The 25,947-nt window shown below is 66.5% G+C and carries 25 protein-coding genes; 19 read left to right on the forward strand and 6 right to left on the reverse strand.

Annotation, left to right across the window (positions count from 1 at the left end; genetic code table 11):
• Positions 1–1,086: an iron-siderophore ABC transporter substrate-binding protein gene (locus ACTJK0_RS19335; protein WP_440746276.1), complete on the reverse strand. Its 1,086-nt coding sequence runs from the start codon at positions 1,084–1,086 to the stop codon at positions 1–3.
• A gap of 123 nt (positions 1,087–1,209) precedes the next feature.
• On the opposite strand from ACTJK0_RS19335, the gene ACTJK0_RS19340 reads away from it, so the two are divergent.
• Both ACTJK0_RS19340 and ACTJK0_RS19345 read left to right on the forward strand, forming a co-directional pair.
• A complete protein-coding gene (locus ACTJK0_RS19340) occupies positions 1,210–1,386 on the forward strand; it encodes a hypothetical protein (RefSeq protein ID WP_440746277.1) in 177 nt (58 codons plus the stop codon).
• A gap of 58 nt (positions 1,387–1,444) precedes the next feature.
• Positions 1,445–1,939 (forward strand): FBP domain-containing protein, encoded by a 495-nt coding sequence (locus ACTJK0_RS19345; RefSeq protein ID WP_440746278.1) that lies wholly within the window; start codon positions 1,445–1,447, stop codon positions 1,937–1,939.
• 59 nt (positions 1,940–1,998) lie between these two features.
• Here ACTJK0_RS19345 and ACTJK0_RS19350 read toward each other — a convergent pair whose 3' ends face one another.
• The 3 genes from ACTJK0_RS19350 to ACTJK0_RS19360 form a co-directional block, all read right to left on the reverse strand.
• Complete coding sequence (locus ACTJK0_RS19350) at positions 1,999–5,478, reverse strand: ATP-binding protein (protein WP_440746279.1); 3,480 nt, start codon at positions 5,476–5,478, stop codon at positions 1,999–2,001.
• Positions 5,475–6,230, reverse strand: a complete 756-nt coding sequence (locus ACTJK0_RS19355; RefSeq protein WP_440746289.1) for a DUF4194 domain-containing protein — start codon at positions 6,228–6,230, stop codon at positions 5,475–5,477. The genes ACTJK0_RS19350 and ACTJK0_RS19355 overlap by 4 nt, the downstream gene beginning before the upstream one ends.
• Positions 6,231–6,294: 64 nt before the next feature.
• Positions 6,295–7,752 (reverse strand): DUF3375 domain-containing protein, encoded by a 1,458-nt coding sequence (locus tag ACTJK0_RS19360; protein WP_110545750.1) that lies wholly within the window; start codon positions 7,750–7,752, stop codon positions 6,295–6,297.
• Between the two features lie 258 nt (positions 7,753–8,010).
• Between ACTJK0_RS19360 and ACTJK0_RS19365 the strand changes: the two genes are divergently transcribed.
• From ACTJK0_RS19365 to ACTJK0_RS19375, 3 genes are all read left to right on the forward strand, one after another.
• Positions 8,011–8,313 (forward strand): hypothetical protein, encoded by a 303-nt coding sequence (locus tag ACTJK0_RS19365; protein ID WP_110545748.1) that lies wholly within the window; start codon positions 8,011–8,013, stop codon positions 8,311–8,313.
• A gap of 61 nt (positions 8,314–8,374) precedes the next feature.
• A complete protein-coding gene (locus tag ACTJK0_RS19370; RefSeq protein ID WP_440746280.1) occupies positions 8,375–10,375 on the forward strand; it encodes an acyl-CoA dehydrogenase family protein in 2,001 nt (666 codons plus the stop codon).
• A gap of 64 nt (positions 10,376–10,439) precedes the next feature.
• On the forward strand, positions 10,440–11,327 hold the full coding sequence (locus ACTJK0_RS19375; protein ID WP_440746281.1) for a hypothetical protein: 888 nt from the start codon (positions 10,440–10,442) through the stop codon (positions 11,325–11,327).
• On the opposite strand, the gene ACTJK0_RS19380 is transcribed toward ACTJK0_RS19375, so the two are convergent.
• Positions 11,328–11,696, reverse strand: coding sequence for a YchJ family protein (locus ACTJK0_RS19380; protein ID WP_110545775.1), 369 nt, complete (start codon positions 11,694–11,696; stop codon positions 11,328–11,330).
• Between the two features lie 194 nt (positions 11,697–11,890).
• Here ACTJK0_RS19380 and ACTJK0_RS19385 point away from each other — a divergent pair, with 194 nt between their 5' ends.
• The 5 genes from ACTJK0_RS19385 (at position 11,891) to ACTJK0_RS19405 (ending at position 16,080) form a co-directional block, all read left to right on the forward strand.
• Positions 11,891–12,541: a hypothetical protein gene (locus ACTJK0_RS19385; protein ID WP_440746282.1), complete on the forward strand. Its 651-nt coding sequence runs from the start codon at positions 11,891–11,893 to the stop codon at positions 12,539–12,541.
• A gap of 40 nt (positions 12,542–12,581) precedes the next feature.
• A complete protein-coding gene (locus ACTJK0_RS19390) occupies positions 12,582–13,586 on the forward strand; it encodes an aldo/keto reductase family protein (protein ID WP_110545742.1) in 1,005 nt (334 codons plus the stop codon).
• A complete protein-coding gene (locus ACTJK0_RS19395; protein WP_440746283.1) occupies positions 13,587–14,447 on the forward strand; it encodes an SDR family oxidoreductase in 861 nt (286 codons plus the stop codon).
• 90 nt (positions 14,448–14,537) lie between these two features.
• A complete protein-coding gene (locus tag ACTJK0_RS19400; RefSeq protein ID WP_440746284.1) occupies positions 14,538–15,662 on the forward strand; it encodes a sulfite oxidase in 1,125 nt (374 codons plus the stop codon).
• Between the two features lie 34 nt (positions 15,663–15,696).
• The gene (locus ACTJK0_RS19405) at positions 15,697–16,080 is read left to right on the forward strand and encodes an RNA-binding S4 domain-containing protein (protein WP_110545737.1); all 384 of its coding nucleotides are present in this window, start codon (positions 15,697–15,699) and stop codon (positions 16,078–16,080) included.
• A gap of 17 nt (positions 16,081–16,097) precedes the next feature.
• Here the strand turns inward: ACTJK0_RS19405 and ACTJK0_RS19410 are convergent, their stop codons facing one another.
• Positions 16,098–16,610 (reverse strand): hypothetical protein, encoded by a 513-nt coding sequence (locus ACTJK0_RS19410; RefSeq protein ID WP_440746285.1) that lies wholly within the window; start codon positions 16,608–16,610, stop codon positions 16,098–16,100.
• Positions 16,611–16,847: 237 nt separating this feature from the next.
• Between ACTJK0_RS19410 and ACTJK0_RS19415 the strand changes: the two genes are divergently transcribed.
• From ACTJK0_RS19415 to ACTJK0_RS19455, 9 genes are all read left to right on the forward strand, one after another.
• Positions 16,848–18,104 carry an HNH endonuclease gene (locus ACTJK0_RS19415; RefSeq protein WP_440746290.1) on the forward strand — a complete coding sequence of 419 codons (1,257 nt, stop codon included), beginning with the start codon at positions 16,848–16,850 and terminating at the stop codon, positions 18,102–18,104.
• Complete coding sequence (locus ACTJK0_RS19420) at positions 18,091–18,972, forward strand: cytochrome c oxidase assembly protein (protein WP_110545734.1); 882 nt, start codon at positions 18,091–18,093, stop codon at positions 18,970–18,972. The genes ACTJK0_RS19415 and ACTJK0_RS19420 overlap by 14 nt, the downstream gene beginning before the upstream one ends.
• 101 nt (positions 18,973–19,073) lie before the next feature.
• Positions 19,074–19,691: a uracil-DNA glycosylase gene (locus ACTJK0_RS19425; protein WP_110545732.1), complete on the forward strand. Its 618-nt coding sequence runs from the start codon at positions 19,074–19,076 to the stop codon at positions 19,689–19,691.
• Between the two features lie 144 nt (positions 19,692–19,835).
• Positions 19,836–20,531 (forward strand): phosphatase PAP2 family protein, encoded by a 696-nt coding sequence (locus ACTJK0_RS19430; protein WP_110545774.1) that lies wholly within the window; start codon positions 19,836–19,838, stop codon positions 20,529–20,531.
• Between the two features lie 9 nt (positions 20,532–20,540).
• Entirely contained in the window at positions 20,541–21,176 is a 636-nt protein-coding gene (locus ACTJK0_RS19435; RefSeq protein WP_110545730.1) for a DedA family protein, read from the forward strand.
• 42 nt (positions 21,177–21,218) lie between these two features.
• A complete protein-coding gene (locus ACTJK0_RS19440; protein WP_110545729.1) occupies positions 21,219–21,926 on the forward strand; it encodes a FadR/GntR family transcriptional regulator in 708 nt (235 codons plus the stop codon).
• 31 nt (positions 21,927–21,957) lie between these two features.
• Positions 21,958–23,007 (forward strand): asparaginase, encoded by a 1,050-nt coding sequence (locus ACTJK0_RS19445; RefSeq protein WP_440746286.1) that lies wholly within the window; start codon positions 21,958–21,960, stop codon positions 23,005–23,007.
• Between the two features lie 8 nt (positions 23,008–23,015).
• The gene (locus ACTJK0_RS19450; RefSeq protein WP_440746287.1) at positions 23,016–24,446 is read left to right on the forward strand and encodes an aspartate ammonia-lyase; all 1,431 of its coding nucleotides are present in this window, start codon (positions 23,016–23,018) and stop codon (positions 24,444–24,446) included.
• A gap of 26 nt (positions 24,447–24,472) precedes the next feature.
• Positions 24,473–25,947, forward strand: a 1,475-nt coding sequence (locus ACTJK0_RS19455) for an amino acid permease (protein ID WP_440746288.1), incomplete at its 3' end; no start/stop codon positions are given.

Genomic DNA, 25,947 nt, shown 5'->3' on the forward strand with positions numbered 1-25,947 from the left:
CTACTTCACTGCGTCCGCTGCTTTGGCCAGCTGCGGCAGGAAGGTGTCCACGAACCACGGCAGGCTCAGCGGCGACGATGCCGAGATGGAAAGGGTCAGGGTGTTATCCGAATCCGCTACCAGGGCACCGTTTTTGATGGCCGGGATCTGGCCGAGCAGCGGATCGGCCTTGATGGCGTCGGTGGTGGAGGCGTCCGGGACCCAGGTGACGAAGATGTCCGACTGAAGTTCATTGGCCTTCTCGGCCGACCACGGGATGTAGAACTCCTTGGAACCCTTGGAGTTCTCCGCCACCACGGGGGCGAGGGTCATGCCGATTTCGCTCAGGAAGCGGGGCCGGTTGTCGTTGGCGGTGTAGACGTTCACGCCGTCGCCCTTCGCGGGCTCCAGGTTGCCGTAGATGAAGCTCTTGCCCTGGATCTGCGGGTACTGGGAGACCTTGTCCTTGATAGCGGCTTCGGTATCGGAAACCAGCTTGGCAGCTTCGGCGTCCTTGCCGAAGGCCTTGCCGATGATGGCGGTGGAGTCCTGCCAGGATGTTCCATAGGCCACGTCCGGGTGGGCCACCACGGGTGCGATTTCGCTGAGCTTTTTGTAGTCCTCTTCGGTGAGGCCGGAATAGGCGGCCAGGATGACGTCCGGGCTGAGCTTGGCGATCTCGGTGAAGTTGACGCCGTCGGCCTCGGAGTATTGCACCGGAGCCTTGGCTGAGCCGAAGCCGGCACCCAGCTTCTCGAGGGCAGCGTCCTTCCAGGGGGTGGAGCCCTTGTCGTTGCCGCCCCACTCATTCTTGGGGACGCCCACCGGAACCACTCCGAGGGCGATGGCGACGTCGTCGTTCACCCAGGACACCGTTGCCACGCGGGTGGGCTGCTTCTCGATAGTGGTGCTGCCGTAGGCGTGCTTGATGGTGACGGGGAACAGCGCGCTGCTGGAGGCAGATCCCGCATCCGAAACGGAGGAGGCGGGACCCGTGCTGCAGGCCGAGAGGGTGAATGCCGCAGCGGCCACCACCGCGGCCTTGCCGGCGGTGGCGAAAAGCGTCCGGCGGGAGGCCATGGGGCCGGGGAAGAGGGGGGACGTCACGGGACTCCTAAGGTCAGTCGGCTAAAAACTTAAGTAAGGCTAACCTATGTTTTAGGGAATTACGCAATGCTTTTGTCCCCTAATCAAAGACGTGTGACGAAGGGCATACTGCAGGCGGCCATCTTGAACAGCACGCACCTGATTTGGCAGGATGGCCTTTGCCGGTCCGGTGGCAGCACCGCCGGAAGGCTGGACAAGAACAGGACAACGGGAACAATGAGCACGCTGAAGGTCATCCAGACCGCCGCTGCCGTGGAAAGCGGGGTGGCCGCTTTGGCCTGCTCCGCGGAGACTGACTGACTCCCCCCGTTACCCTGGCCCGAATTCGGGCCGCCACACCTTCCGCGAAAGTTCAGCCATGCAATCAGTCACGCCCCAACAAATCCGCTCCTCCTTCGTCAACGCCAGCCGGTCGGAAGCCGCAAAACTGACGTTGCCCAAGGACTTCGACTCACTCGACTGGGACAACCTGGAGTTCCTGGGCTGGCGGGACGAAAAGATGCCGCTTCGCGGTTACCTGGTGGTTCCGGGACCGTCGGGCCTCACCGGGGTCATGCTCCGGGCACCCGAAGGAGGCGCCAGGAAGAAACGCTCAGTGCTGTGCGAACTCTGCCGCGACGTATTTTCCAAAGAGGAGGTCCTCCTGTGGGTTGCCAGGCGCGCCGGCAAGTCCGGACGCGACGGCAACACGGTTGGCACCCTGATCTGTGCCGACTTCCTGTGCTGCGGCAACGTCCGCAAGGAACCGCCGGCCAATGAGATCAACCCCGACCCGGCCCTCGTGGTGAAGCGCCAGATCCAGGGGCTGCAGGACCGCACGGCCCAGTTCCTGGCACGGGTTCAAGCCAAGTAGGCAGCGCAGGCAAAAGCAGGCGGGAAGCCGCCTTCACCCTCGTNCTTCCCGCCTGCCGGTCAGCGAAGGACGATGTCCACCGGGTTTGCCTCGGACCGCCAGGCCCCTTCCTCCCCCGGGCGGGGGCGGATCACCGGCGCTGTGAGGACGCCGGAGCGGTTGGTGCGCCGGTCCCGCAGGATCTCGGTCACGGAGCCCAGGTGGCGGGAGAGGTCGATCACGTTTTCGGGCGCAGCCAGCAGCAGCTGGAACCCGAATTCATGCAGCGCCTTGATTCCGGCCCCGGCGAACTCCTCGGAGGCCAGGACGAACGCCTCATCCATCATCACGGTGCCGTATGTGGTGAAGCCCTGCTCGGCGATGCCCAGCTGGTAGCTCAGGGCCGCGGCCATGATAAACGCAGTGAACCGCTGCCGCTCGCCTCCGGACATGGACCCGGTATCGGCGTGCATGAACACCTCAGTCTTCTTGCCGCCCTTGTTCTTCCCCGAGGCGGACGCCGCCACCTCGCGGTGTTCCTTGCACTGGATGAACAGGTGGCCGCGCACGTCCAGCACCTCGGCCCGCCAGCGCCGGTCCTCTGGCGCCTGCGAGCCAAGCCTTTTCACCAGCGTCTCCAGGGACTTGTAGCGGGCGGTGAGCTCGCCGTCGTCGTCCTTGTCCGGAGCCGGACCGTCGGCACGCCCCGCATCCGCCTTGGCCGGCCGGGTGTGGCGGGCCTTCAGGGCATTCTGGATGGCGTCCTTGAACTGCTTCGCCGTGGGTGGCAACGTCTGCTTGATGTCCAGCTCAAGGTAGCTGCCTTCGTGGAAGTTCACCTGGGACAGGATGCCGTTCAGGGGCAGGATCCTGCTGGTGATGGAGCGGCGTTCCTCGTCCAGCAGGTGCAGCAGCGTGCTGAAGGATTCGTGCGTGCGCTGGTTGAAGAACTGCCGGAACTCCGCCTCCTGAGCGGGCAGGCCGTCGTTCACGATTGCGTGGTAGCGCGACTCGAAATCGCTGGCGGCGCCGATGCTGGTTCCGTGGTCCGCCGAGATGGCGCTGCCCCACTCCCGCACGAAGCCCTCGAAGATCCGCGTGAGCCGCTCGGCCGTGGCCTGTCCCCGGGACTCGGCGGTGTGCAGTTCGCCCAGCAGGGCGGTCCGCACCCGGTTGGCCAGGTTGTCCAGCTCATGCATCTCGGTCACGTCGCCGAATTCAGCGAAGTACGGCTCCAGCGCTGTCACGGTAGCGTCCGACGGCGGCGCCTGGGCCAGGCGCCGGCGTGCGGCTTCCAGCAGCGCGTCCGCGCCGGTCAGCTGGCGGTCGAGTGCCTTGTATTCGCTTTGCAGGACGGCTGCGGACTCGGTGCTGGACTGGTGTTTCTGCCGGACTTCCTCGATGGTGGCCCGGAGCGGTTCGAGGTCCGCCTGCGCGGCCAGGGCGTCCTTGAGCCGCTGCTCGATCCGCGCCAGCTCATCCGCCGCCACCGCTGCAGACACCTGTTCCCAGCGGCGGTCGTCCTCGGCGATCCGCCGCAGGGCATCGAGCTGCCGGCTCATGCCCTGGTGCGAGTCCTCCCGGCTCTGCGCCAGTTCGGCAGCCTTGGCCACTTCCTGCCGCAGGTCCTCCACCTGTCCGGCCACGAGTTCCAGCTTGGCGGCGTTGTCAAAGCCGAGGACGTAGTCCTGGCGGCTGGTGAAGCGGTCATCCTTTTCAACCGTGTGGCGGTTCCGCTTAACCACGCCGCCCAGGCTCAGGCCCTTGTCCAGCGCCGCCAGTTCATCCGGATCCTCCACGCAGGGGTAGGCAAAATCCAGTGCGATGCGCTCACGGATCCATTCACCGGCAACGGCGGCCGCGCCGGAGGCGAGGATGTCCAGCTTGGTCAGCAGGTCGCCGTCGCGCACGTCCTCAACGGCGAGCGCACCGCCGGCGAGCGGTTTGGAGACGTCCACGGCCCGCAGCGCGCCGCGGACGTTGTGGTCGTTCAGGTAGCGGGTCACGGCAGCGAAGTGCTCACCGGGGACCAGCAGCGTGGTGGCCAGGCTGCGGAGCGCGCGTTCGGCGGCCGGGCGCCACCGCTCCTCCCCTTCGGCGAGGTCCATGAGTTCGCCGGCGAACGGCATATGGTCTTCGGGAATGCCGGTTGAGGCGGCAATCGCGGCCCGGTTTTCAATGCTCGACGGCGGCAGCAGGGACTTGCGCGTCTTCAGCGACACGAGTTCCTGCTCAGCCGCGGCCAGTTCGCGTTTCCGGGTGGCGTGCGCGTCGAACGCCTCGAACCGGAGCTCCTGCAGGGCCTGCGAATCATCCTTCAGCTCGGCGGACCGGGCCGCCGCCTGCTCATGTGCCTGCTCCCAGCCGGCCGCGCTCCACTCAAGCTGCAGCCCGGCGTCGGACAGTGCCAGCTGGGCCGCCTCCTCCACCTGGCGGCGGAGCTTCAGGCCAACCCGGGCGTTCTCCAGCGACTGCTCGATGGCCGAGATCGCGTTGCCGCCCTGGCTGTGGTAGTCCGTCTCCAGCTGCCGCAGTTCCTTGGCCAGCCCGTCACGGACGGCGCGTTCGGCGCCCAGCTCCTTGGCTTTCGCCTGGGCCAGTTCCTTGAACCGGAGCAGGGTCTTCCGGTGGACCTCGACAGCGAGCTTCTGCTTGTAGGCCTCGAACTCCTCCCCCACCAGTTCGCGGAGCCGGTTCGCATCCAGCAGCGACTGCGCATACTCGCGGTTGAGACCGGGCACGGGTGCCAGCTGGTCCCGCTGCTGCCGGACGTCCTCCAGCCGCTGGCGGATCGACATCAGGTTGCTGAACTCCTCCACCACATCGTCAGCCGCGGCGAGCGTGGCGGGCGCATCGAGGACCTGGTCGCGGAAGAAGGTGTTGACGCTGCCGCCAAGCCCCTTGCCGGCCTGGATGACGCGCAGCAGGGGCAGCGCCTGGTCCGAGCTGATCCCCAGCAGCCGCCGGAACCGCTCCGCGAACGCCTTGTGCACGTCGAACACCTGGGCGTGCGGGAAGACCGTCTCCAGCGCGCCCTTTGTGAAACGTTTGTCCGCGATGCCCTCCACGGCCTCAAGGTCCAGTGGCACGTTGTCGATCAGGTAGAACCGGCCCACGCTGGACTCGGTGCCGTTCTTCGGAAGGTCGAACAGTGCCGATACCGTCACCCGGGTGCCGGCAGCGTTGTCGAACGTCAGGGCGACGGCGGACCAGGTGGCACCCGGACGCTGGAAAGCACTGGCCGAGCCCTCGCCCACCGCTTTGTCGCCCACCTTGCCACGCATGTACGTGAACGTGGTCCGCTTGTCCTCCACGGCGCCGCCCGAACGCTGTGCAGCCGCCTCGTTGGACCTCGGCCGCGCATCGAAAACCCGCAACATCGCATCGAACAGGGTGGACTTCCCCACGCCGGAGTTGCCCGTGAGCAGGGTCCCGTTCCGGTCCACGTGCATGGTGTGCGCCCCGTGGAACGTCCCCCAGTTGACCACCTGCACCAAGGCAAGGCGCATCTGTCCGGGGTTCGTGACGTCGCCCAGCGGGAGCATGCTTGCAACAGTCACTTCGCGGCCTCCGCTTCGTCGGTGTCATCGTCGTCGGCTTCGGCGTTCTCAACCACCGCGTTGGCGTCGACGTCGATCAGCGCCTCGGTCCCGGTGGGATCGGTGCTGGCCGCCACCAGGGCCTCGATGTGGGCCGGGATGTCGCCGATGTTTTCGAACGGGAGTGCCAGGGGCAGGGCGTTGGAAATGGTGTAGACGTCGTCCAGTCCGGTGGGGAGGAGGAGCTGCCGGGCCAGGAGCTTGGTGATGGCCCGGGTCACCACATCCGCGTCCCGGAGGGCGTCCTGCTGGCCGGACGGCTGGTAGTGCGCCACCAGGTCGCTGATCTCCTCACGGGTGATGGTGGGATCGGTCTGGGCCGTCACGTGCCGGTCGAGCAGCAGGCGGAGCCGGAGCAGCACGATGGTCTCCACCCGGCTGAGCGCACGCTGCTGGCGCAGGATGCTGGAGCGCGTACTGCCTCCGATCACCTCGGGATCCACCGGGCGGAGGACAGCGATTTTCCGTTCATGGTCCAACTGCAGGGCAAGGAACAGTTCGGAGAGGCGGCTGCGCAGGATTACCTGGTTGTCCAGCAGCACGGTCCACAGTTTCTCGTCGCGGCCGCCGTCGATGTACGGCCCCTTGAGGAGCTTCACCAGCGCCTGGCGGACCTTCATGGGCAGTACGCCGGTGTCGCCGGGGAACAGGGCGGCGCCGTCGACAAAGGTGTCGCGGGGTGAGACGGTAAATGGTCGCTCGGCTGGCGCCATGGGCGCGGGGTCGGCGTCAGGATGGACGTCCTCCGCCCCGTAGAGTCCGTCTTCTTGTGAGACCTCAGTCATCTGAATCCTTTGCGAGCGTGACCACCGGGAGGTAGGCCTTCCGGGTGGAACCGTCTATCTGTTCGAAGTCCAGGCCATCCCAGGCCCCGCGGTTGAAATCGGCCCCGGCGTGCAGGGCTTCCGAGAGGAGCGCCCGGATGCTGTTGATGTGCTGCTCTTCGGCCGGCAACTGCTGCCAGGCCTGGGCAAGTGTCGCTGCGCCCGCCATGGCCGCCCGGACCACCGCAGGTTTCGCCTTGCCGGTCCTGGGCGAGCGCACCCGGTCCGAGTCGGTGAAGGCGATGGGGTCGGCCAGCCGCGGCGGGGCGGCGAATTCGTCCGGATCGAAGAGTTTGACCATGGACAGCGACTCAAAGTGGGCGTTATAAAGCACCGGGCCGGGAACCAGTGCCGGGCGTTCCCGTTCGTAAGGGAGGGACCGGATGGCCTGCTCCGCTTCCCGCAGGACCTGCCGGAGCCGGACGGACTGGCGGAAGTCATCGCTCTGGATGTAGGTGTTCAGGCTTTCGCTGAGCTTGCCGTAGATGCGCTGGATCTGGCTGTGCTGCTGGCGGAGCTCGGCCACCAGGTTCTTCAGGGTTTCGCGGTCATCGGGTGACAGGTCGTCGGCGAACTGGCGGCTCAGGACCTCGCCGATGGCCGACCGGAACCGCACCTGCTGCTGCGGGTCCTCCAGGAATGCGGTGAAGGACCGGAACGTCCTGCCCTCGGGACTTTGCCGGAGCCGCTTGTCCGCTTCCAGCACCTGGGCCATCGTGGCGCCCTTGGTCAGCGATTCCTCGATGATCTGGTTGCGCAGTTCGCCTACCAGTTCCTCGATCCGGTCGCGCATCTTCTTGTAGTCGGCGGGCAGGCTCGCGGCGAGGTCCAGGATGTTCCCGGCAGCCTCCACCGCCTCATCGTCGTCGAGCAGGCCGTCAAACTCGCCGGTGCTGATGTCCTGGATCAGCTGCTGCCGTTCCTCTATTTCCTCTTCGAGGGCTTCGAGGCGGGCACTCTGGTCAGGGTTGGTTTCATTGGCGAGCTTTTCCACGTCCCCCAGCAGCGTGCCCAGACGGGAACCGTTCAGGGTGGACCGCTCGCTGGACAGGCTGTCCAGGAAGGCCAGCACACGGGCGGCCGGTTCCGTGGCCTCATAAACGATCCTGCCCGACTGGTTCCGGCGGGTCAGGAACTGCCGCCGGGTCCATTCGTCACCGAACGCCTTGCCGTTGGCCCCTCCGCCCAGCCCGGGATCCTGCCGCCGGAGCTCCTCGAGGAAGGAGTCGACGTCGGCGTGGAATTCCTCAAGCGGCACCTGCGGCCTGGTGCGGGTGAAGGATGCCTGGAGCACGGCAATCACCCAGGGCGCCGACCGTGTCAGGGCCCAGGCCGGGCCCTTGGTCAGGAGTTCGAGGTCCCGGAGCCGGGCGCTGATGGCGTCAGCGGATGACCTGGCGGAGCGGGGCACGCACTCTCCTTGGGCTGTCGGGCGGGGGCTGGGCAGATGCGGCCCGAAGGGACGGACCGGAAAAGTGCCAACTACAAGGTTAACGCAGGCTGCCGCTACCGCTCCGTGACCTACCTGCGGGTAGTGTTTCAATCCTGCATCAACAGTCACATCTGCCCCATCCTGCTCTGGCTGGCGGCGAGGCTGTCCCCCTACGCTTCTGCTACTGGTCTTGGCCACCGCAGTCTTATGCAAAGCAACGTCGCAGCAGGGGGATTCATGCAGTTCGATCTAAGCTCAGTGGAAACAGCCACCTTGGTCTTCATCGGGACACTGGTGTTTGGCGCAATCCTGGCCGCATTCGTCCTCACGGCGGGGCTCATCGCCCTGGTACTGCTGGGCGCGGGAAAGCTCACCTGGACGGTGCTGGCCAATACCCTCCTGGCCGTAGTCCACGGCATCAACCACGGGTGGGACCGGCTGGTCCACCGGGCCGCTGCAGTGGACCTTTCGGGCGACTTCCAGGGCCAAACGTCCCCTAGTACCGGAACCTACCCGCGGGTAATCTTGAGTGACAGCTGAAGGGTTCTCCAACCCGGCGGATCCATGGCTACACCGGCCTATCCGGCCAAGGAGATAACCCATGACCTCCGCAACTGACAGCCAGGCCAAAGACGCCCCCGCTGACGAAACACCCGTTCCCGCCGGCAAGATCGGCGCCGGAGCCACCGCCGAAGATGCCCGCGCCGTCGCCGAAGCCGCCCGGGAATCCGGCTGGGACCGGCCCAGCTTCGCCAAAGGCCTCTACCTGGGCAGCTTCGACCTGGGCCTGGTCCACCCCTGGCCCGCCGCGGACGCGGCGTCCGTGGAGCGGGGTGAGGCGTTCATGGCCCGCCTCACCGAGTTCGCCAAAACCATGTCCGGGCAGGTGATCGAACGGGACGCGAAGATCCCGGACGAGTACATCAAGGACCTGGCGGACCTGGGTGTCTTTGGCATGAAGATTCCGGAGGAGTACGGCGGGCTGGGCCTGTCGCTGGTGTACTACGGCCGTGCCCTTGCCCTCCTGGGCAGCGTGCACCCAAGCCTGGGCGCGCTTATTTCCGCCCACCAGTCCATTGGGGTTCCGGAGCCGGTCAAGGTCTTTGGCACACCGGAACAAAAGCGCGAGTACCTGCCACGCTGCGCAGCCGGGGCCATCACCGCATTCCTCCTTACCGAACCGGACGTGGGCAGCGATCCTGCCCGGCTGGGCAGTACGGCAACGCCGACGGACGACGGCGACGCGTACCTTCTGGACGGCGTGAAACTTTGGACCACCAACGGGGTGATCGCGGAACTGGTAGTGGTCATGGCCGTGGTCCCCGCACACACCGACGCCCACGGCACCATGCACAGGGGCGGCATCAGCGCGTTCGTGGTGGAGATGGATTCGCCGGGCATCACGGTGGAAAACCGCAACGCCTTCATGGGCCTGCGCGGCATCGAAAACGGTGTGACCCGCTTCCACCAGGTCCGGGTACCGGCGGCCAACAGGCTGGGCCGTGAGGGCCAGGGCCTGAAGATCGCGCTCACCACACTGAACACCGGCCGCCTCGCGCTGCCCGCGCTCTGCGTGGCATCCGGCCGCTGGAGCCTGAAGATCGCCCGCGAGTGGTCCAACGCCCGCACTCAGTGGGGCAGGCCCGTGGGCGAGCATGAGGCTGTGGGCAAGAAGATCGCCTTCATTGCGGCATCAGCCTTTGCCCTGGATGCCGTGTTTGAACTCTCCGCCGAACTTGCCGACGCCGGCCAGAAGGACGTCCGTATCGAGGCGGCCCTCGCCAAGCTGTGGGCCACGGAGATCAGCTGCCGGATCGCGGACGAGCTGGTCCAGGTCAGGGGCGGCCGGGGCTTTGAGACGGCCGAGTCGCTGGCGGCCCGCGGTGAACGGGCGGTGCCCGCGGAGCAGCAGTTGCGGGACCTGCGCATCAACCGGATTTTCGAAGGGTCCTCCGAAATCATGCGGCTGCTGATTGCCCGGGAAGCGGTGGACGCGCACCTGGCCGCCGCGGGCGACCTCGCCTCGCTGGATGCGAGCCTTGCCGACAAAGCCAAAGCCGCCGTCGGGGCTTCCGGTTTTTATGCCAAATGGCTGCCCAAGCTCGTGGCCGGGGCCGGCATGGACCCCCGGTCCTACGGTGAATTCGGCAGGCTGGCCAAACACCTCCGGTTCGTGGAACGGTCCTCACGCCGGCTGGCGCGCCAGACCTTCTACGGGATGGGCCGGTGGCAGGCCAAGCTGGAGCGGAAGCAGGCGTTCCTGGGCCGCGTGGTGGATATCGGTGCCGAGCTCTTCGCCATGGCAGCCTGCTGCTCGCGGGCGGAGATGCTCCTGAGGACCTCCCCGGACAAGGGCGCCGGCGCCTACGAACTCGCCGACGCCTATTGCGAGCAGGCCCGGGTGCGGGTGGACGAGTACTTCGACCAGCTGTGGCGGAACACGGACGACGCCGACCACGCGCTGACGCGGAAGGTCCTCGCCGGGGACTACACCTGGCTCGAGGCCGGGATCCTGGATCCGTCCGAAGGCACCGGCCCGTGGATTGCCGACGCCACCCCGGGCCCGTCCAGGAAAGAGGACCTGCACCGCAAATACCGGTAAAACCGCAGGTCACAAAATAGTAAGCACGCTTGCTATCGCTGGGGGCGGGTGGTTGAGTTGAACCATGAGCAGCTCAACGGACCCAGAAAACCTGCCTCCCCGCCGCGCCCGCGAGGACGAAGCCACCCGCGGCGGAAGCCACCGGGAAGCAGCCGCGGACGACGCCGCCACTCGCTCGTTTGACCGGGCCCCGGCCGACCAAGCCCCGGTCCGCCCCAGGGAGCGCGGCTATGACAGCGCCGGCGGCTACGACAGGGACCGCGACCGCGACTATGTTGCACCCACGGCCGAGCGGGCCTACGAACCTGCACCAACCACCGTGACCCCCGTGGTGGAACCGGTGGCGGACCCGACGCTGGCCAACCGGGAGACCGCCGTCGCACGCCAGAAGGAGCGCTTTGGCGGCATCAAGGTAGGCTCGGCTTTCTTCGGCTGGCTGACCGCCACCGGCATGGCGGTACTGCTGACCGCACTGGTTGCAGCCGCGGGCACCGCGGTGGGACTTGCCAACAACACCGATGTCAATGCGGCCGTGAACCAGGCGGCGCAGAACAGCGGCACCGTGGGACTGGTGGGCATCATCGTGCTGCTGGTGATCCTGTTCCTCTCCTACTACTCGGGTGGCTACGTGGCAGGCAGGATGGCCCGCTTCAACGGTGCCAAGCAGGGGCTCATGGTGTGGATCTGGGCCCTGATCGCCGCGGTCGTGGTGGCAATCCTGGGCATGGTGGCGGGGCAGCAGTTCAATGTCCTGGCAAACCTCAACAGTTTCCCGCGCATCCCCATCAATGAAGGCCAGCTGACCACCACCGGCATCATCGCGGCCGTAGTGGTGGCCGTGGTGGCCCTCATCGGCGCCGTGCTGGGCGGACTGACGGGGATGCGGTTCCACCGAAAGGTTGACCGCGCCGGCTTCACACCAGACAGCGAGTTTTACGACGACGGCGAGTAGTCAGGCGAGGATGTCGCCGTCCACGTACAGCCACCGGCCGCCCTCCCGGACAAACCTGCTGTTCTCGTGCAGGACGCCGCGGTCCCCGCCATGCCGGTAATACGCCTTGAACTCGACCGTACCCTCCGTTTCAAAGGGGCCGCCGCCGCTGGTGGCCAGGATGTCCAGCCGGCGCCACTGCATGGCAGGGTCAAGGTCCATGGCGGCCGGGGCGGTGGAAGGGTGGTGCGTGCGCAGCAGGTAGTCCTCGTCCAGCCGGACGAACGCGCTGTAGCGGGAGCGCATGAGCTGCTCTGCCGTCGCTGCAGACGCTGTGCCGGAATGGAACCTCCCGCAACACGCAGCATAGGTCTCCCCGGACAGGCACATGCAGTTGGCGGACTCAATCGATTCGGTCACCCGGTGATGCTGTCATATCCGGTAACAGCTTCGCTACAACCTCGGACGCGGCCCCGTCCCCGGGGGCATGGCGGGACAAAAATCCGTATGGTGGAGAAGGAGCTTGCGGCCCGCGTCCGGTGACCCGGGCCGGCCCTGAAAGCAGGACAGAGAGGAGAGAGAACGTGGAACAACCGGACACTCTCGTCCTCAACCTGACCTTCCTGAGCACCGTGGGCGTGGCCCTGCTGATGTTCGGGGTCCTCTTCCTGCTCGGCGTCATCACGCTGGTCCTCGCAGGTCTGGGGCGGCTGGCCGCCATCGTCCTGATGGTCCTGTTCGGGCGTGTCCCCGGAAAAGAGGACCGCGCCCGTTTTGCCGGCCCATCCGCACAGCCGCCCCAGGCCCGCAAGCCGTCCGGCCAGCGTGTCGCCGCGCTCAAGCCGGACCGGCTGAAGGAGTCGCTGCGCACCGCCGTCGTACGCCATCCAAAGCTTGCCGCGGCCCGCCCTGAGCCCCCGGTCCTGGCTGAAGACTGGGCCTCAGCCGTGGCGGAAGCGGACAAGCGGGCCCGGGCCAGGGCGCGGGCGGAGAGGCCGGACATCAAGCTGTCCGTCCGGGACCTTCCGGATCCGGCCGTGCCTGCCGACAAGGTTGGCCAGGTGGCACCGCTGGTGGAGTCCGCCCTGCACAACCACCGGCCGCCGCATGAGCTGCCGAGGTCCTTCAAGAAGCCCCAGCCGCCCCACCCGGTACCGCCGCTGGACACGGGTTCCCTGGTTTCCCTGGCCGGCCCGGGCCAGGTACTGAAGGACAAGGCGCAGGAGACCGGCTAAGCCCTTACCCTGAGCAACCATCTGGGTTAGCGTGAAACCCATGGAATTCAGATACCTCGGAAACAGCGGCTTCAAAGTCTCGGAAATCACCTTCGGCAACTGGCTCACGCACGGCTCCCAGGTGGAGAACGACGTCGCCAGCCAATGCGTGCGCGCCGCCCTCGACGCCGGCATCAGCACCTTCGACACAGCTGACGTCTACGCCAACACCGCCGCGGAAACCGTCCTCGGCGAGGCGCTGAAGGGCGAGCGCCGCGAATCCCTGGAAATCTTCACCAAGGTCTTCGGGCCCACCGGCCCCAAGGGCAAGAACGATCTTGGCCTGTCCCGCAAGCACATCATGGAATCGATCAACGGTTCGCTGCGGAGGCTGCAGACGGACTACGTGGACCTCTACCAGGCCCACCGCTACGACTTTGAAACGCCGCTGGAGGAAACCATGCAGGCGTTCGCGGACATCGTCCGGCAGGGCAAGGCGCTGTATATCGGCGTGAGCGAGTGGACGGCGGACCAGCTCCGCGAGGGGCACAGGCTGTCCAGGGAACTCGGCTTCCAGCTCATCTCCAACCAGCCGCAGTACTCCATGCTGTGGCGCGTGATCGAAGCCGAGGTGGTCCCGGCGTCGGAGGAACTGGGCGTATCCCAGATTGTCTGGTCACCCATGGCCCAGGGCGTCCTGAGCGGAAAGTACCAGCCCGGCCAGCCCGCTCCGGAAGGCAGCCGCGCCACGGACGAAAAGGGTGGTGCCAAGATGATCGAGCGCTGGATGCGTGATGACGTGCTGGCTGCTGTGCAGGACCTGAAACCGGTTGCCCAGGAGGCCGGCCTGACCATGCCGCAGCTCGCTGTTGCCTGGGTCCTGCAGAACCCCAACGTCGCGTCCGCCATCGTCGGCGCCTCCCGGCCCGAGCAGATCGCTGACAGCGTGGGCGCTGCGGGCGTGAAGCTGGAGGCGGAGGTCCTCAAGAAGATCGACGACGCCGTCGGCAGCCTTGCCGAACGGGACCCTGCGCAGACCAAGTCGCCGGCCGGCCGGGAGGCGTAAGTGGCGGCCCCGTCGGAATTGCCGGCCCTCGCGGTCACCGGATCCACAGGGGGCCTGGGCGGAATGGTGGCGCGGCAGCTTGCCGCGTCCGGTTTCGCCCAGCGCCTGCTGGTGCGCGACCCTGCCCGGGCCCCGGAGCTGGACGATGCCCATCTGGCGGTGTGTTCCTACGGGGACGGTGCCGCGTCCCGCCAGGCGCTCGAAGGGGCCAAGGTCCTGTTCATGGTTTCCGCCGCGGAAGCCGAGGACCGGCTGCAGCAGCATTACGCGTTTGTGGATGCCGCGGCTGATGCCGGGGTGGAGCATGTGGTGTACACGTCCTTTTACGGGGCCGCCCGGGATGCCACGTTCACCCTGGCCCGGGACCACTACGCCACCGAGGAGCGGATCAAGTCGTCCGGGATGACGTACACCTTCCTCCGCGACAACTTCTACCTGGACTTCCTCCCCCTCCTGGCCGGGGACGACGGCGTGATCCGCGGCCCGGCCGGCGACGGGGTGTTTTCAGGGGTTGCGCGGGAGGACGTGGCACGCTGCGCCCATGCCGTGCTCCGTGACCCGGCCATCCACAAGGGTATGACCTATGACCTGACCGGGCCGGAGGAACTGACCATGGCACAGGCTGCCGAGGTCCTGAACACAGGGACCGGGCGGACCATCAGCTACCAGCCGGAAACAGTGGAGGAAGCCTACGCGTCCCGGGCCTACTACGGCGCTCCCCAGTGGCAGCTGGACGCGTGGGTGAGCACCTATACGGCGATGGCCGCGGGCGAGATGGCCGGGCTTTCGCCGGACGTCCACGGGTTGACCGGGCAGGACCCCATCAGCCTTGCCGAATTCCTGACCCGGCCCGTGCTGTAGCAGGTTAAATTTCGTTGACGGGCGGGTGGTCCCGGCGTAGACCTGTTGGCGGGGGCGTCCCACCAAGTCAGCGAGCAGAATCGCAGCGCCATGAAGCACAGCAACCAGCAGTCCACCCGGGAGCGGTCAGCGGAGCAGGCAACTGTTGAGTCGCCCGGAGCCGAGCCAACGGCAGGTCCGCTCACCCACGAGGAGCTTCAGCTCGCGGCCCGCAACCATTCAATGCCGTTGGAGGCGCTTCGCCGTGACGTCACGCCGCCCGGGCTCCACTACGTGCTGACGCATTTCGACATCCCGGACCTCGACGCCGCCGCTTGGCATTTGCGGATCGGAGGGGCGGTGGAACGGGCCCTGGAGCTGAGCATGGCTGCCCTGCGCCGGGACCCTTCGATTACCGTGCCCGTCACCCTTGAGTGCGCCGGCAACGGCCGGTCACTCCTGGAGCCCCGCCCCCTGAGCCAGCCGTGGATCCTGGAAGCGGTAGGCACCGCGCACTGGACCGGCGTACCGCTGGCCTACCTCCTGGGCAGGGCAGGTGTACTTCCGGATGCTGTGGAAGTGGTTTTCACCGGCGCCGATTCCGGCGTGCAGGGCGGCGTTCTCCAGCAATACGCGCGGAGCCTGCCGATCCGCGAGGCGCAGCGTCCCGACGTCGTCCTCGCCTACAAAATGAACGGCGCCGAACTGCCCCCACAGCATGGCTACCCGCTGCGGCTGGTGGTCCCGGGCTGGTACGGCATGGCGAGCGTCAAGTGGCTGCAGTCCATCGACGTGGTCAGGGCGCCGTTCACCGGCTTCCAGCAGCAGACGGCCTACCGCTACCAGGACTCTGCGGACGACGCCGGCAGGCCGGTCTCGCGGATCAGGGTGCGTTCGTTGATGGTTCCGCCGGGCGTGCCGGACTTCTTCACGCGGCAGCGGTTCCTCCCTGCGGGCCCGGTGATGCTGGAGGGCAGGGCCTGGTCGGGTGAAGGCGCCATAGCCGCCGTCGAGGTGGGGATTGACGGCACCTGGATGTCCGCCCACCTGGACAAACCTGCAGGCGGCTTCGCGTGGCGGCGCTGGACACTGCCCTGGGTTGCCGACCCGGGCGAACACGTCCTCGCCTGCCGCGCCACCGACATCACCGGCGCCATCCAGCCCCTGGAGCAGAACTGGAACTATCAGGGAATGGGCAACAACGTGGTGCAGCGGGTCAACGTGACGGTGGAGTGACGCGCAGGCTCCGGGGCTATACTCGGTGCCAATCATGACCAGCCTCCCATCCGCCCCCGCCAGTGTCCGAATCGATGCGTGGCTGTGGGCTGTCCGCGCCTACAAGACGCGGTCCGCGGCCACCGCAGCCTGCCGCGCCGGCCATGTCCGCCTGAACGGCAGCCCCGCCAAAGCCTCTGCAACGCTGGTCACGGGCGACACCGTAACCGTCCGGATGCCGGGATACGAGCGCATCCTCGAGGTGCGCCGGCTCATCGCAAAACGTGTGGGAGCCGAACCCGCCTCGCACTGCTTTACCGACCACACTCCCCCACGGCCCGTCCTTCCCGCGCTAGGGTTGCCGCAGCGCGACCGGGGCGCCGGGCGGCCCACCAAAAAGGACCGCCGCGAGATGGAGCGGCTGCGGGGGCCCGCGTAACAGACGTGCTGCCGACGTCAGGCGCCCGTCTTGGTACGTGCCTGCACAAGGTTGGCGAACGGCAACCGGCCATATTCCGCCACGAAAGCAGCGTGGTAGCCCGCTTCGGCACCGTTCAGCTGGTCCGCCGGAAGCTCCTTCCACGCAACAGCCAGCGATCCGGCGTCAGCGAGCTGCCAGATAAGCCGCCCGTCCCAGTGACCGGGCGGCTTACCCTGCCCAAAGTCAACGAACTCCTGGATCTGGCGCCGAAGCCCCCGGTTCCCCTTGCTTCCGGGTCCGGCCTTCCCCAGGTAGAGGACAACGGCCGCCTCCACCCACTCGGCGGCCAGTGCGGCTGCAGAGAGGGACGGATCCTTCTTCTTGAAGACGCCGGCGGTGCTCTTCGCGAGAAAGCGCGCCTGGAAATCTTCCGGCGCCACGACCGTAAAGAGGCCTGTTCCCTGCGGAATCCTCATGGTTTCGAGGTTCCGTATAGGTCGGAAGCCGGCGAAACCCTCGGCCTTCAGGCCCTTCTTGGTGAACTGCATATTCCATTGAACAGCATGGCTCGGGCCGTTGCTGCGTGTGCGTTTTACACATAGGGACCTTGGGTGGCCGGGATTGTCACACCCTGCTGGAAGACTTTGGTCATGGAAGCGGTTTTGGAATCGGCAGGAGTGCAACGGGCGGTGCGATATGCCGGACTGTCTGCTGTGGGTGCCACGCCATACCCGCCCGCCACACCTTCCATTGATGATGTTCTTGAGCTGTTGGCTCGTGTTCCCATGGCCGGCGATGATGCCGGGAAGATCAACCAGATCCGCGGCCTGGAGGACCTGAAGTGCCTGGCCGGTGCCCGTCAAGCCGGAATTTCCGTCGCCTTCGATCTATCCCAGAGGCAGGAGCAGACTGAAGCTGGGGTCCCAGCCGATGAGCAGGGAGCCGGCGTCGCGGCGCAGATCGCGTTGGCCCGGCGGGAGTCACCGGCCAGGGCGTCCCGGCTGCTGGGCCTGGCTGAGGCCCTGACCGGGATGCCGCATACGTTTGCCGCGTTCCGTGCCGGGTTGGTCAATGAGTGGCGTGCCACCCTGATCGTGAAGGAAACCATCTGCCTGTCGGTCGAGGACCGGGCCGGGGTGGATGAGGAACTCGCCGCGGACACGGGCGCCCTGCACGGCATGGGAGATAAAGCCATCAGCGCCGCCGCCCGGGCGGCGGCGTACCGCCGGGACCCGGCCTCGGTCACGAAGCGTGCCAGCCGGGCAGTGGGCGAGCGGCGCGTGAGCCTGCGCCCCGCCCCGGACACGATGACCTACCTGACCGCCCTACTCCCGGCCGCCCAGGGTGTCGCCGCCTACGCCGCGCTGACGAGAGACTCCGACACGGCCCGGTCGGCTGGGGATGACCGGTCGCGGGGACAGGTCATGGCCGACACCCTTGTCGAACGCGTCACCGGCACCCCCGGCGGAGTGACCGGCGTAGAGATCCAGCTCGTCATGACCGACCGCACCTTCCTGCAGGCCGACGCCGAACCCGCGCGGCTGCCCGGCTACGGCACCATTCCCGCTACCCGGGCACGGCACATCGCCCTCACCGGCGCTGGTGACAAGGACCTCAGCCTCTGGGTCCGCCGCCTCTACACCACCCCAGGCAGCGGGGAGTTGGTGGCAATGGACTCCAAGGCCCGGCTCTTCCCATCAGGGCTGAAACGCTTCCTCCAGGTCCGGGACGACACATGCCGGACCCCGTACTGCGACGCCCCGATCAGGCACCACGACCACATCACCGCCTGGCACAACGGCGGACCCACCACCGCCGGCAACGGCCAAGGCCTCTGCGAGGCTTGCAACCACACCAAAGAAACACGCGGCTGGACCACGAAACCAGTCCCCGGGCCTCGGCACACCGTGGCGACCAGCACCCCAACCGGCCACACCTATCACTCCACCGCACCACCACTCCCCGGCACAGCGCCTGCGGGAGGCGCACGATCATGCAGCTCTCAGGAACGGCGGCTAACCTTGGCGCGTGCCACCCCTTGAGATCCTTGTTTATTCCTGGCAGTTCGACTGGACCGCCGTGGCTTTCGCGGCCGTGGGCGGCATTCTGTACGGGTGGGGCATGTGGTCAGCCGCGCAACGCGGTAAACGCTGGCCGGTGTGGCGCGCCGTGGCCTTTTACGTCCTGGGCCTGGGGTCGTTTGTTGTCCTGACTTGCGGGTTCACAGGGGTTTACGGGGCGCAGCAGCGGTGGGCCTTCACCATCAAGATATCCCTGCTGCTCTTTGTGGTCCCGCTGCTGATCGGCCTGGGCAAACCCCTCACCCTGGCGCGGGCAGCGCTCCCCGCCAAGGGCACAGCAGCCTTGGACAAGGTCCTGTCCAGCCGGCCCGTACGGTTCGTCAGCAATTCATTCGGCGCGCCGCTGCTCGGGCTGGCGCTCTTCTCCACCTTCCTCACGCCCGCGTTCTACACGCTGCGCACCGACCCGGTGGCCGGTGCCCTTCTTACCCTCGGGGTCCCGCTTCTGGGGTTGCTGATGGCGCTGCCCATCATCGAAGAGTCGGACTTTCAACGGTCCAGTGCATACCTGACCCTTGAATTCATGTTCGTGTTCATCGAGCTGCTTATCGACGCGGTTCCAGGGATTTTGCTGAGCCTCAACGGCCAGGTGCTGGATCATGCCATGTCGGCCCCCAACCCCCAGTGGTGGTTCAGGGATGCCATCCAGGACCAGCAGTTCGCCGGAAACCTGCTGTGGTTTATCTGCGAAGTCCTGGACCTGCCGTTGATCATCCTCATGTTCGTCCGCTTTTCGCGGAGCGATAAACGCGAGGCCGGAGCCTTCGACGAACTGACGGACGAACAACTCCACCAGCTCCACGACCAGCACCTTCGGGGCAGGCACTAGGCGGCCTTCGCGGGAAATTCGGTATGCCCACCCCTCCCGTGGGAAGCGTAGAGTGGCATAGGACGCCTGATTCTGGACGCCTCGCTGCCAAGGGAGAAATCGTGACAATTGATTGGGACGAAAAGAAGGCCCTGCTACAGGAACCGAACATCGCAAAGGTAACCCAGCTTTGCGATGAACTGATGGAAAAGAAGCCCGGTTCCACTGTCCCTTATATCGACCCCATCCACGACGAGGATGAGTGCAGGATCATCAGCCTCCAGGCCAGCCCGGGCAAGGGGACCGAATCCGGATTCGTCTCCCACAACAACGATGACGAGGCCGCCCGGCGCGCCACCCAGATCTACGAACTCGCTGAACTGGACCCCCGCTACGTCATGCCGTGGAACGCCTATCCCTGGATCCGCGAGAGCGGCAGCCCCTCGGCCCTGAGTGTCCAGGAGAAGACCGACGGCCTGCGCCCGTTCCGGCAGTTCCTCAAAATCAACTCGCGGGTCTCGGCCATCATCGCGCACGGTACGGATGCATCCACGTTCCTGACCCTGTTCGAGAAGACGTACCACTCGTCACTGAAGAACGCCGGCATCAAAATTTACAAGGCCTCCGCCCTTGGCGGCAGGGCCTTTGCTGTTTCTGACGCCAAGCAGGAAGAACTGCTGGCCAAGAGCGTTGAAACCTACCGGGATGCGATGCAGCGGGCAGGCATCCAGCACCTGTAGAGGCCGTATTCACAGGTTTCTTCCAGCGGAGCAGGCGCATACTCGTAGGTACCCTGACCGCCGAGAGAACCAGGCTGAACCGTGACGTCCCCTACCAACCGATCCCCAAAGCCAGCATCTCCAGTGGATGACGCGGCTGTGCGCATGGCGGTACTCCCCCAGCTTCGGCACTGGATAGCAGTTCCCGTGACCGCGGCCATCCTGATCGTGGCCGCCGGCCTTGCCTTGAGGTTCATCCCGGCGCTGACATCTGCGGACATGTCCGTGGACGCCGAACTGAGCCACGACCACACCGACCAGCTGACGGGCGTGGCCATGGTCATCAACGTGGTGTTCAGCCCTGCGGGCGGCGTGCTGATGATCGCGGCCCTATGCCTCTACCTGCTCCTGGTGCGCCGCAGCCCTGTGAACGCCGTGGCCACCGGCCTCGTGGCGGCCGGCGGGTGGGTGAGCAGCGAACTGTTCAAGGTCCTGGTAGCCAGGCACCGGCCGGACTCCACAGCGCTGTACAACCCGCTGATCCCCGAACCGGGCACCGACAGCTTCCCCAGCGGACACGTGGCACTGGCCTCCGCGCTGGCCATCGCCGTCTTCCTGCTGGCCCGCGGCACCAGGTGGCAGCGGCCCGCCGCCATCCTGGGAATCGTGGTGGCGGTTGCCGTCGCACTCTCGCGGGTCTACCTCGGCGTGCACTATCCAACGGATGTCACGGCGTCGTTCCTCACAGCAGCCACCGGGGCGGCTTTCCTGACCGGCTTGTGGAACAGGTTTGGCCTGTTGGTCCTGGCTAAGGTGCCGTTCCTGGCAAAGCTGGGCCCGGTTCCAGCTCCCCAAAGCTGACCCACGGCCATGACGGGCTTCATTGACGGCCTCCTGAACGTCAGCCCGCTCGTGGCGTACGTCGCCGTCTTTTGCCTGGTCTTCGCCGAAGACGCCCTGTTCATCGGCTTCGTGATCCCGGGTGAAACGGCGGCAGTCCTTGGCGGAGTGGTGGCCAGCCGGGGCGAAGTGCAGCTGGGCGTGATGATGGCCGTGGTGGTGGTCGCCGCGATCATCGGGGACAGCGTGGGCTACGAAGTGGGGAAGCACCTGGGCACCCGAATCATGAAGACCAAAGCCCTGCGCCGGCACTCCGAGAAGCTGGAGAACGCACAGGACTTCCTGCGCCGCAAGGGCGGTTCCGCGGTCTTCCTGGGCCGCTTCACCGCTTTCTTCCGGGCCGTCATGCCCGCCCTGGCGGGCACCTCGCGGATGCCCTACGGCCGCTTCCTGGTATGGAATGCGATGGGCGGCGTGGTGTGGGGCACCGGCTTCGTCCTGCTGGGCTTCCTTGCCGGCAACTCCTACGAGGCCGTCTCCCAGGCAGTGGGCCGGGATCTCGCCGTCGTCATCGCTGCGATGGTGCTTGCAGGACTGGTCGTCTGGCATGTCCGTTCACGACGGCGGCAGCAGCGGCGGCGCTCGGCCAACGCACGGAAGGACTAGGGAGAGCTTGACAGCAACTGTGACCAGTGCCATATTTAAGGCGTGAACCTGTCAGACAGCCGGACAGCAGGACAGCCTGCATTCCGTCCCCTCGCCCGGCTGAGCGCTGCCGAGGCGGTGTTCAACGCCATCCGTGAGGACATCGAGTCAGGTGCGATTCCAGTCGGAACCAAGCTCAGCTCGGAATCCACCCTTTCACAGCAGTACGGAGTCAGCCGCTCGGTCATCCGGGAAGCCCTTCGCTCCTGCACGGCACTGGGACTCACCGTCACCAGAACCGGCAAAGGAACATTCGTCATCGCCAGCAAGGTAGCCAACGACCTCACCCTGGGGCACTATTCGGCGCGGGACCTAACGGAAGCCCGGCCGCACATCGAAGTTCCCGCCGCCGGCCTGGCTGCGGAGCGGCGGACTCCGGAGGAACTGGAAATCCTCCGCGGGATCGTTGCCGCCATGGCCACGGAGACTGATCCTGAGTCCTGGGTGGCCCTGGACTCCAGCTTCCACGCCACGATCGCGCGGGCCAGCGGCAACAAAGTGTTCGCAAGCGTCGTGGCTGACATCCGGGACGCGCTGGCCCACCAGTCCGAGACGCTGAACATGGTGGCAGACCGCCAGCATGCCTCCGATATTGAGCACCAGCAGATCCTTGCCGCCATCGAGGCAGGCGCCGCGGAAAACGCCCGCGCCGCCATGGCCCACCACCTGGAAGCCGTGGGCGTCGCCCTGGACTCCATCCTCAACAACTAACAACGATCCAACCGACCCTTCCAAGGACTCCATGCCATCCCCCGTGTCTTCTGCTGCCCACACCGCTGCCCCGGCCCAGCTGGCCCTGCCGCAGCACACGCCCCTGGTGGCCGCCATCCGGGACGGCCTGGTGGAAAGCGTGCACTACGGTTCCGCGGTTGCCCTGGCGGCCGACGGCTCCGTCGCGGCCTCAGCCGGCACCCCCCTGGCGCCCTTCTATCCGCGGTCGGCACTCAAGCCCCTCCAGGCAGTAGCCATGGTCCGTGCAGGCCTTGAACTTCCCGCTGATCTGCTGGCCCTGGCCGCAGCCAGCCATTCCGGTGCAGCCGCCCACCGGGACGGCGCCCTGCGGATCCTCGAACTGCACGGACTTGCCCCCACCGACCTCGAAAACAGCACCGACCTCCCCTACGGCACCGCAGAGCGCGAGGACTGGCTCCGCAACGGCGGCAGCGCCACCCGGATTACCCAGAACTGCTCCGGGAAGCACGCCGCCATGGCAGCCACCTGCCTGCTCAACGGCTGGCCGGTGGAAGGATACCTGCACCCCACGCACCCCCTTCAGCAGCTCGTGGCCCGGACGGTCGCCGACCTGGCCGGCGAAGACCCGGCCGGCGTGAGCACAGACGGCTGCGGCACGCCCCTGTTCGCCCTTACCCTCACCGGCATCGCCCGGGCGTTCGGCCGCATCGCCAAGGCTGCCGCGGACGACGACGGCAGTCCGGAAGCCGCCGTCGGGCTTGCGATGCAGCAGCACCCGGTCATGGTGGCCGGCGAAGGCCGCGATGTCACCGCCCTGATGCGCCTGTTGCCCGGCGCGGTGGCAAAGGACGGCTTTGAGGGCGTCCAGCTGGTGGGCCTGGCTGACGGGAGCGCCGTTGCCGTCAAGATTTCCGACGGCGGCGACCGCGCCCGGATGCCCGCCACCGTCCACCTGCTGGATGCCCTGGGGGTGGACACCGAACCGCTGGCCGGCATCGCCACCGCCCCTGTGCTGGGCGGCGGCCACCCGGTGGGTCAGCTGCTGGCAACTGATTTCCTGAACACCAACCAGTCCACGCCCGACAACGAAGCCCTGTGAGGACACCCATGACCATCATCGACACAACGGCGGACGCCACTACGGCACCGACCAGGTCCGAACATGACCTGCTGGGCGACCGGAACGTACCTGCCGACGCCTACTGGGGCGTACACACGCTCCGGGCGGTAGAGAATTTCCCCATCACCGGCCAGAAGCTGTCCTCCAACATGCACCTGGTCCGCGGACTGGCAGCCGTGAAACTGGCTGCCGCCCGGACCAACCGGGAACTGGGCCTCCTGGACGCCGAACGCGCCGATGCCATCGAGCAGGCGTGCCAGGATGTCATGGCCGGCCGGCTTGCCGAGCAGTTCGTGGTGGACGTGGTCCAGGGCGGCGCCGGGACGTCGTCGAACATGAACGCGAACGAGGTCATCGCCAACCGCGCCCTGGAAATCCTGGGCCACCCCAAGGGCGACTACGCGCGGCTGCACCCCAACGACCACGTCAACCTCAGCCAGTCCACCAACGACGTGTACCCCACAGCCGTCAAGTTGGGCACCATCTTCGCTGCCCGGGAGCTGCTGGCAGCACTTGAGGAACTCGAGGATGCCTGCGCCGCCAAGGCCATGGAATTCCGGACCGTGGTGAAGATGGGGCGCACCCAGCTGCAGGACGCCGTCCCCATGACCCTCGGCCAGGAGTTCGGCAGCTACGCCGTCACCATCGGTGAGGACCGGCTGCGCCTGGCGGAAGCCGAGCTGCTGATCCACGAAATCAACCTCGGCGCCACCGCCATCGGCACAGGCCTGAACGCTCCTGCCGGCTATGCCGAGGCCGCGTGCCGGCACCTTGCCGAGATCACCGGGCTGCCGCTGGTCACCGCCGTGGACCTCATCGAAGCCACCCAGGACGTGGGCGCCTTCGTGCACCTGTCCGGTGTGCTGAAGCGCGTGGCCGTCAAGCTGTCCAAGATCTGCAACGACCTGCGCCTGCTCTCCTCCGGTCCGCGTGCCGGCTTCGGTGAAATCAACCTTCCCGCCGTGCAGTCCGGGTCATCCATCATGCCCGGCAAGATCAACCCGGTCATCCCGGAAGTGGTCTCCCAGGTGGCCTACGAGGTCATCGGCAACGACGTCACCATCACCATGGCCGCCGAAGCCGGACAGCTCCAGCTCAATGCCTTCGAACCGATCATCGTCCACAGCCTCCACAAGAGCATCTCCCACCTCGAGGCAGCCTGCCGCACCCTTACGGCACGCTGCATCCGTGGAATCACCGCCAATACCGAACACCTGCGCCGGACCGTGGAACAGTCCATCGGCCTGGTCACCGCATTGAATCCCCACCTCGGCTATGCCACCGCAACTGCCATCGCGCAGGAAGCACTTGCCACTGGCAAGGGCGTGGCCGAACTCGTCCTCGAGCACGGACTCCTCACGGATGCCCAGCTCCAGGAACTCCTTAGCCCCGAACGCCTGGCGAACCTCAGCAAGTAGTGCCACATCCCCCAAAGGACACTCCTATGACAAATTCCCCCCTTCCAGACCACTTGATTGATGGTGGTCATGCGCATGCGTCCGAGACCTCCCTGCACGCGGAGGACAAGGGTTACCACAAGAACCTCAAGCCGCGGCAGATCCAGATGATCGCGATCGGCGGTGCGATCGGTACCGGCCTGTTCCTGGGTGCCGGCGGCCGGCTCAACGCCGCGGGCCCGTCCCTGGTCATCGCGTACGCGGTGTGCGGGTTCTTCGCGTTCCTGATCCTGCGCGCCCTGGGCGAACTGGTCCTGCACCGGCCTTCCTCGGGCTCGTTCGTTTCCTACGCCCGTGAATTCTTCGGCGAAAAAGCCGCGTTCGTCTCCGGCTGGTTCTACTGGATCAACTGGGCCACCACCACCATCGTGGACATCACCGCCGCCGCCCTCTACATGCACTTCTTCGGCAACTACATCCCCTGGATGGCCGACGTCCCGCAGTGGGCCTGGGCACTGACCGCCCTCATCGTGGTCCTGGCACTGAACCTGGTCTCCGTGAAAGTCTTCGGCGAAATGGAATTCTGGTTCGCCCTGATCAAGGTCGCAGCCCTGGTCGCGTTCCTGATCATCGGCACCTACTTCGTCATCTTCGGCACCCCCGTCTCCGGCCAGCCGGTGGGCATCAGCCTCCTGTCCGATAACGGCGGGATCTTCCCCAACGGCCTGCTGCCCATGATCATCCTCATGCAGGGCGTCCTGTTCGCCTACGCCTCCATCGAACTCGTCGGAACCGCCGCCGGCGAAACCGAAAACCCCGAAAAAATCATGCCCAAGGCCATCAACTCCGTGGTCTTCCGCATCGCCGTGTTCTACGTCGGCTCCGTGATCCTGCTGGCCCTGCTGCTGCCCTTCACCTCCTACCAAAAAGGCGTCAGCCCCTTCGTGACGTTCTTCGGCTCCATCGGCGTCCAGGGCGTGGACGTCATCATGAACCTCGTCGTCCTCACCGCGGCCCTGTCCTCGCTGAACGCCGGGCTCTACTCCACCGGCCGGATCCTGCGCTCCATGTCCGTCAACGGCTCGGCCCCCAAGTTCGCCTCCCGCATGAACAAGGCAGGCGTCCCCTACGGCGGCATCGCCATCACCGCCGTCGTGTCCCTCCTCGGGGTTCCGCTGAACTACCTGGTCCCGGCCGACGCCTTCGAAATCGTGCTGAACATCGCCTCCGTGGGCATCATCATGACCTGGGCCACCATCGTGCTCTGCCAGATCCAGCTCAAGCGCTGGGCCGACAAAGGCTGGGTCCAACGCCCCTCCTTCCGCATGTTCGGCGCCCCCTACACCGGCTACCTCTCCCTGCTCTTCCTGGTAGGGGTCCTCATCATGGTCTTCATCGACTCACCCCTGACCATGCTCGTCACCGCCATCGCCTGCATCCTCATGGTCGCCGGCTGGTACGCCTGCCGCACCCGCATCCGCCAAATCGCCGAAACCCGCGACGGCTACACCGGCACATCGCC

It is taken from the genome of Paenarthrobacter sp. 22069, from assembly GCF_052046035.1.
In the GTDB taxonomy this organism is placed as follows: domain Bacteria; phylum Actinomycetota; class Actinomycetes; order Actinomycetales; family Micrococcaceae; genus Arthrobacter.